Here is a 6,633-nt window from a genome sequence, read left to right as displayed (position 1 = left end):
CATGAGTATGCTAATTATCGTTAACCGTATTCTGTTTTTATATTATAGTTCATATCTATTCATTTTGTTTTTCTGTTTTTAAGTTCGTCTTCAATAATGTCTGTCATGACATCCTTGATATCCAATCCCGCTGCACGTACTTGCTGCGGGATAAAGCTGGTAGCCGTCATTCCCGGTGTCGTGTTTATTTCCAGTAAAACAGGATCCCCGTCTGCCGGAATAATATAATCCACACGAATCAGCCCTTTGGCACCCAATATATCGTAAATTCTTGATGTCTTGCGCTGTATCACCTCCGTCAACTCGGCGGAAATACGAGCCGGGGTGATCTCGTCCACCTGCCCGTTATACTTCGCATCGAAATCGAAGAATTCGTTATCCGTAACCACCTCGGTCAAAGGGAAGACAACCTCTTTACCCTCCACCTTATAGCAACCGCATGTCACTTCCGTCCCATCGATAAAACTCTCGAGAATCACCTCACGTCCTTCCCCAAACGCCTTAGCGATAGCAGACTGGATAGCGGCAACCTCTTTCACTTTCGTCACGCCAAAACTACTACCCCCATCGTTTGGTTTCACGAAAATAGGCAAACCCAAACGAGTCACGACTTCTTCGTCCGTAATAGTCTCTCCCTTGAACAAATGAATGGATGCGGCAATTTTTACACCAAAGTCTTTCAAGTAATGATTACATACGTATTTATTGAACGTCAAAGCACTCACCAGCATCCCGCAAGACGAGTAAGGCATACCGATCATATCGAAATATCCTTGCAAACGTCCGTCCTCGCCCGGAGTACCGTGTATCGTTATATAAGCGAAGTCAAAATGCCTCACCATGCCATTCTCCTTGAAGCTAAAATCATTCTTATCAATTGGTGTATGTTCCCCACTAGGAAGTATAACCGCCCACTCATCCCTCTTAACAATGGCAATATATAAATTATATTTGTCTTTATCAATAAAAGAGTAGATTCCGTCCGCACTTTTCAATGAAATAACGATCTCGGAGGAATCTCCCCCTGCTACGATAGCGATGTTCTTTTTCATTTTTATAATTCTTTAGTGTTTGCGTATACACGCCATCTGTCGATCAGCTGCTGCATATCGGAAGGAATCTCGGAATCGAAAAACATCTCCTCTCCCGTAGTAGGATGAACGAACCCTAACGTCTTAGCATGCAATGCCTGACGTGGACAAATAGCGAAACAGTTTTGCACGAACTGTTTATATTTAGTAAAAGTTGTTCCTTTCAAGATATCATGTCCGCCATACCGCTCATCGTTGAAAAGCGTATGACCGATATATTTCATATGTATACGGATCTGGTGCGTGCGCCCTGTCTCCAAACGACACTCCACCAAACTTACGTAACCCAAGCGTTCCAATACGGTATAATGGGTAACAGCAGTCTTGCCTTGATCGCCTTCCGGAAAGACAGTCATTTGCATACGGTCACGAGGATCACGACCGATATTTCCCTCGATACGCCCCTCATCCTCCCGAACGATACCCCATACCAAGGCACGGTATTTACGCTTGGTTGTCTTGTTAAAGAATTGCAGGCTCAAGTTACTCTTGGCCTCCGGGCGTTTAGCCACCACCAATAAGCCAGACGTATCCTTATCGATACGGTGTACCAGGCCTAAACGAGGATCGGAAGGATCATAATAGGGATCATCCTTCAAATAATAAGCCAAGGCATTCACTAACGTACCGGTATAATTACCGTGGCCGGGATGTACGACCAAGCCTGCCGGCTTATTCACCACTAGCAAATCATCGTCCTCATATACTATATTCAAAGGGATATCTTCAGGGATAATCTCCAATTCCCGGCGCGGGCGATCCATCACGATAGAAACCACGTCCAAAGGTTTCACCCGGTAATTACTTTTCACCGGCTTATCGTTCACCAAGATACAACCCGCCTCAGCCGCTAATTGGATGCGGTTACGGGTAGCGCCCATCATACGGTCTACCAAAAACTTATCCACCCGGAGCAGGGATTGCCCCTTGTCCGCCACGAAGCGGAAGTGCTCATACATCTGGTTCGACGATGTTCCGTCTTCTTCCGGCATCAACAGGTCATCCACCTGTTCATCATCCATATCGTCTAAAAACTCGTCCATTCCCTTAAAACCAGTTTTCGATATCACTATCCAATGGTTCTACCGGAATACTATCCAAAGCCAACGAGTCGGGAAGCATATTCGGATCGCCACTGCTTACTTTCAATACGAGATGAGCGGTCAACGGTACATGTTCCCCTTTGAGCAAGGTACGCCCGTTTAACTCCACCCCCATCGCCAAATCTTTATAATCACCCGGCACATACTCTATCTCAACCGACGAAAAACCACGAGCCCGCAGCAAGGCATATGCCTGACGGAAAGATAAGTCTTCCACCTCCGGTATCACGGTCATCTGGGAAGTCAACGCGTTAATCGTGACAAATACGATCCGTCCCTCTTTCACCTTCGATCCGACACCGGGAACCAACTCCACGATGGAGCCCGGAGCCACATCTTTCGAGAACACGGAATCGATCACGTTATAACGTAGCTTATTATTCCGGAAAAACTCGGCGGCATCCTCCAACTTCATTCCTTTCACGTCCGGGACGACCACCGCTTGATTATGGCGGGTATAAGAATCCAGCCACACCAGCACGCCATAAGCAACGCCACACGACATGACTATCACCAACAAGAGATTGATGACAAACGGATTCTTTATCAGTTTTACAAAAAAGTTACTCATTTCACGTATGTATTTGTAGGCGGTTCAAAAGTAGAAAAAAAACGGCATATAGACCAATATCCACCAGAGCAATACTACAAAAACAAAGAAAGTAAAGGCTTTTTAGGAAAAAACCTCTACTTTCTTTATAAATCTTTAGAACGGGACTAATTATCCGTTGTATTCGTCAGATACCGTCAATTTTGCTCTACCTTTAGCACGACGAGACGCTAATACTCTACGGCCATTAGCGGTAGCCATTCTTGAACGGAAGCCATGCTTGTTCTTTCTTTTTCTGTTGGAAGGTTGGAATGTTCTTTTCATCTTTCTATATTATTTATTATTATTCGCATACTTATTCGGGCTGCAAAGATAGAGCCTTTTTTTTAATAAACAAAGGGTTGCGCAATTTTTTTACGGTTTGTATCTTATTCACGTTCACAGCGCACGATTCGGCGCATCTAAGCGGAAAGGTCCACTCCAACCGATGTATTTAGTTGAAAACTTAGTTGCCCATTCAAATACGTTATTCGTCGTAAATCGCTCTGCTTTATACTCAAACCTAATACGTCTCACCTGAACCTCAAAACCACTTCTATATCTTTTCGGATTTTCAACCTTCCAAATCCAACTATGGTAAGTATGGAATGCCGAAGTCGAGATAGTAGTAGCATCTCCAAACGCAGCTTTTTTGAAAAAGCCTTTAAAATCAGGATCATTATATTGAATGTCGTATCTCCATTTCGCATTATTTTGCAATGTAGCATCATCCATTATGTTCGATGTGACTTTTACGTCTGGCAAATTGACACTATGGCTGGTACCCCAGTTAACTCCTCCTCCTACAGAGAGACTCGGCCCACCCGGAGCCAATCCAATCAAACCATTTAGTGAAAACTCACAAGAAGTCGTAACGGTTTGCGTTCCCGACGTGGTCTCAGGTGAAGGCCGCAAGAGTATACAACCATCTTTTAGAGACAATGGCTTATCAGTAGCATAGTCTCTCAATATGGCATCATACTCCACGGCAATTAGGCAAGCTCCTTTTTCTCCGTCCCCGGTTCCTCTCCATAGATTGGAGCTATTTCCAAGAATCTCTTGATCAATCAAATAATAATCGGCATCTTCTTTAAACGAATATACACCATATATATTATAGTTCAGCGTAAAAGGAGCGGTACGTCCTTTTATATCACTATTCAATTTCTTAAAGCCATCAAAATCTCCAAACGACACACTATGCGTCACGGTTTTCACTTGCGCCTCCAAAATAGATTGCAAAGTCGCATTCTTCGTTATACCAGATGGGAATACACCGGAGCGGAGGAGTTCCTGCCCGTTCGCATAAGTGTTCATCCACTTGCTAATCTCATCGGCATGCAGTCCAATTACATAGGGGGACAACTCTTGTTCCTCTATGATTATGTTCTCAACAATCAAGGTAGAATCTATTACCATAGGGAACTCACTCTCCGCATCTTGCTCCATGGAGACTTGCAGAGTCCCAACCTCCACCGGGTCATCTTCGAAAAAGCTGGTCATCTCATACTGCTTTTTAAATTTTGAATTGTATGCCAAAAACTCAGCATAAGGAACATCGTGCGTTTCATTAGAGTAGCCAGTCTCAAAACTTGGATCTTGCATCTTGAAGGCCAATTGCAGGATTTGCAACTCCTTCGGTTGGTCGATCGCCAAAATAGCTCTGCACTCGTACGCCTCGTTCAACAATTCAAACTACTCATCGGTAAAGTCGTAAATCGCATCTCCCTTGAACAAGAAAACAAATTAATCTTTTTCATATCATTTCATTGGTTGTAATTATTAATATCCAAGAATACAAAGGTATGACTTTTTTATAAATTCCTCACTTCTTCCATATTGTTCCTAACGTATAAATATCAGGATTATCTTCCGTAGGCGCAAGGACTATCGCATCCTCCCTAAGAAACAAATCCAATTGCATAGTCCTAGAAGGTCTTTTATCCACTCTTCTCGGAGAGGACGTGGCAATCGTGCATATTCTAGAAAGCGAAGGAAACAAAGAGGATAGCGAGAACAAGTTCAACCGCATAAATATGTTGACCGAAAACAACAAAAGCAAGCTGATAATCAACGAGGTACAAAACAACCGAGAGCTAGGTTATTTTCACCGCATGCTATATAGTACGTCCAAGGCAGTCTCCGAGTATATTCATGTAAGGAGAAAAATATGGTATCACAGCGAATTGCACAGAGTTCTCCTCCCGAAGAGATAGCGGACTGTTAGCGCAGACTTTAAAAAAGGGGAATCAAAAGATTCCCCCTTTATACATATCATCGAAATTCGAATGCTGCCCGTTCATCTTCTGGGCCTCCTCGCCTTCCGGATTCAGTTCCAGAGATTTCTTCAAGTCCTCGAACGCACCGGTCTTATCACCTTTCAGATTCTTGACTCGCCCACGCTCACTATAAGCCTTGGCGAAAGACGGATTCGTCTCGATCGCCTCGTCGAAGAAAGCGATCGCCTCGTCATATTTCTTTTGTTCGATCAATAACTGACCAGATAAGATACAAGCATCCTCATTAAACGGATTTAGATCCAAGACCTGCTGGAAATCAGAATTCGCAGCATCAATATCCCCTAAAGCCAGATGAATACGTCCCCTCAATAAATAAGAACTTTCCTCCTCCGGCACGAGATCGATCGTCTTTTCCACATCGGGCAGTGCCTCTTTAACTTGTCCCAGTCCTAAAAGAATCTCCGCACGCAATAAATAAGCATCGGCAAAATCCTCCTTCAAGGAGATCGATCTCGTCAGGTCGGCGATAGTGCCAAATATGTCATTCGTCGCTTTCTTCGCTTTTGCCATCATGAAATAAGCGACATGATTAGAAGGCTCTAGCTTGATCACGTGCAAACAATCGGTTATGACCTCCGCATCCTTATCCAACATAAACAATAAGTTAACGCGAGTCAAGCGGGTAGCGATATGATCCGGCTCCATCTCAACCATCCGGTTCAACACCTCTTCGGCTTTCCCCAGCTCATTCGCCATCGTATAAGCGGAAACGAGATAACTCATCGTCTCAAAATCCTCCTGTATATTCAGTGCCTCCGTAAAGCATTTGATCGCATAAACAAGTTTTCCCATCTTCTGAGCACGTACGCCGTCGTATTTCAAGATATCAAAGTTCTTCTGCTCGTTCTTCGCCTTATCCTCCGTCGCCTCAGCCGGTTTGGAAGAAGAGAATAAAGATGTAAAGAAATTTCCCATGGTCTTATTCCTTAATTATTATAGTTCCACATTATTAGAGTTCCACCGCAAAGTTACGGTAATATATTTGAATTTTCAGCCGTACAAGCGCCGGAAAAAGCACGTACGTGTTTTTGGAAAAAGTCGCACATGTTTTTCGGAAAACACGTACGTGTTTTTTCAAGCTGACAATCATTCACCGAAAAGGCCGTTTCGCTTATTTATTTTCATTTTTTTAATTAAAATGCGACAGATCGTTTTCCAGTATTTTATAATTTTGCGATTGTTTTTAATTTGGCTGAAAGTTGCTCAATCCTTTGTAGAAACCTTTTAAGCTAGCCACAAATATAGAATATGGAGAATATAGAGACAGGACTTTTGTTAATGGTAGTTGGAATGACCACCGTTTTTGCTATCCTTTTGATCGTTATCAATCTGGGAAAAGGACTTATCGTCTTGGTGAATAAATACGCACCGGAAGAGATCATAGCGAAAAAGCCGATAGCGGCAGCCGTTCGGGTACAAACGGCCACTCCAACGCAAACCATCGCAATCGGCAGTCTTTCCGGACAGGAGACAGCCGCCATCGTATCGGCAATCAGCGCCGTTACCCGTGGACACGGGAAAGTTATCAAAATTGAGAAAGTATAAATAAT

The 6,633-nt window shown here is 43.5% G+C and carries 7 protein-coding genes and 1 pseudogene; 2 read left to right on the top strand and 6 right to left on the bottom strand.

Features of this window, described 5'->3' with window-relative positions; translation table 11 throughout:
* Nucleotides 1-59: 59 nt before the first annotated feature.
* From E5342_RS10055 to E5342_RS10035, 5 genes are all read right to left on the bottom strand, one after another.
* On the bottom strand, nucleotides 60-1,052 hold the full coding sequence (locus tag E5342_RS10055) for a D-alanine--D-alanine ligase (protein WP_121735452.1): 993 nt from the start codon (nucleotides 1,050-1,052) through the stop codon (nucleotides 60-62).
* A gap of 2 nt (nucleotides 1,053-1,054) precedes the next feature.
* The gene (locus E5342_RS10050; protein ID WP_121735453.1) at nucleotides 1,055-2,134 is read right to left on the bottom strand and encodes an RluA family pseudouridine synthase; all 1,080 of its coding nucleotides are present in this window, start codon (nucleotides 2,132-2,134) and stop codon (nucleotides 1,055-1,057) included.
* Nucleotides 2,135-2,138: 4 nt separating this feature from the next.
* Nucleotides 2,139-2,765, bottom strand: a complete 627-nt coding sequence (locus E5342_RS10045; protein WP_121735454.1) for a PASTA domain-containing protein — start codon at nucleotides 2,763-2,765, stop codon at nucleotides 2,139-2,141.
* Nucleotides 2,766-2,915: 150 nt separating this feature from the next.
* Entirely contained in the window at nucleotides 2,916-3,068 is a 153-nt protein-coding gene (gene rpmH, locus E5342_RS10040; protein ID WP_005633099.1) for a 50S ribosomal protein L34, read from the bottom strand.
* Nucleotides 3,069-3,182: 114 nt separating this feature from the next.
* Nucleotides 3,183-4,472, bottom strand: coding sequence for a hypothetical protein (locus E5342_RS10035; protein WP_121735455.1), 1,290 nt, complete (start codon nucleotides 4,470-4,472; stop codon nucleotides 3,183-3,185).
* 167 nt (nucleotides 4,473-4,639) lie between these two features.
* On the opposite strand from E5342_RS10035, the pseudogene E5342_RS10030 reads away from it, so the two are divergent.
* Nucleotides 4,640-4,958: pseudogene (locus E5342_RS10030) on the top strand (PD-(D/E)XK nuclease family transposase); the annotation flags it as partial.
* A 74-nt stretch (nucleotides 4,959-5,032) separates the two neighbouring features.
* Here E5342_RS10030 and E5342_RS10025 read toward each other — a convergent pair.
* Nucleotides 5,033-5,998 carry a tetratricopeptide repeat protein gene (locus E5342_RS10025; protein WP_121735457.1) on the bottom strand — a complete coding sequence of 322 codons (966 nt, stop codon included), beginning with the start codon at nucleotides 5,996-5,998 and terminating at the stop codon, nucleotides 5,033-5,035.
* 333 nt (nucleotides 5,999-6,331) lie between these two features.
* Between E5342_RS10025 and E5342_RS10020 the strand changes: the two genes are divergently transcribed.
* Nucleotides 6,332-6,628, top strand: coding sequence for an OadG family protein (locus E5342_RS10020; RefSeq protein ID WP_121735459.1), 297 nt, complete (start codon nucleotides 6,332-6,334; stop codon nucleotides 6,626-6,628).
* Nucleotides 6,629-6,633: the final 5 nt, after the last annotated feature.

The sequence above is a fragment of the Parabacteroides distasonis genome, from assembly GCF_004793765.1.
In the GTDB taxonomy this organism is placed as follows: Bacteria; Bacteroidota; Bacteroidia; order Bacteroidales; family Tannerellaceae; genus Parabacteroides; species Parabacteroides distasonis_A.
Note: the sequence above shows the minus strand (reverse complement) of the source record. Positions and strands in the feature narration are given on the sequence as shown.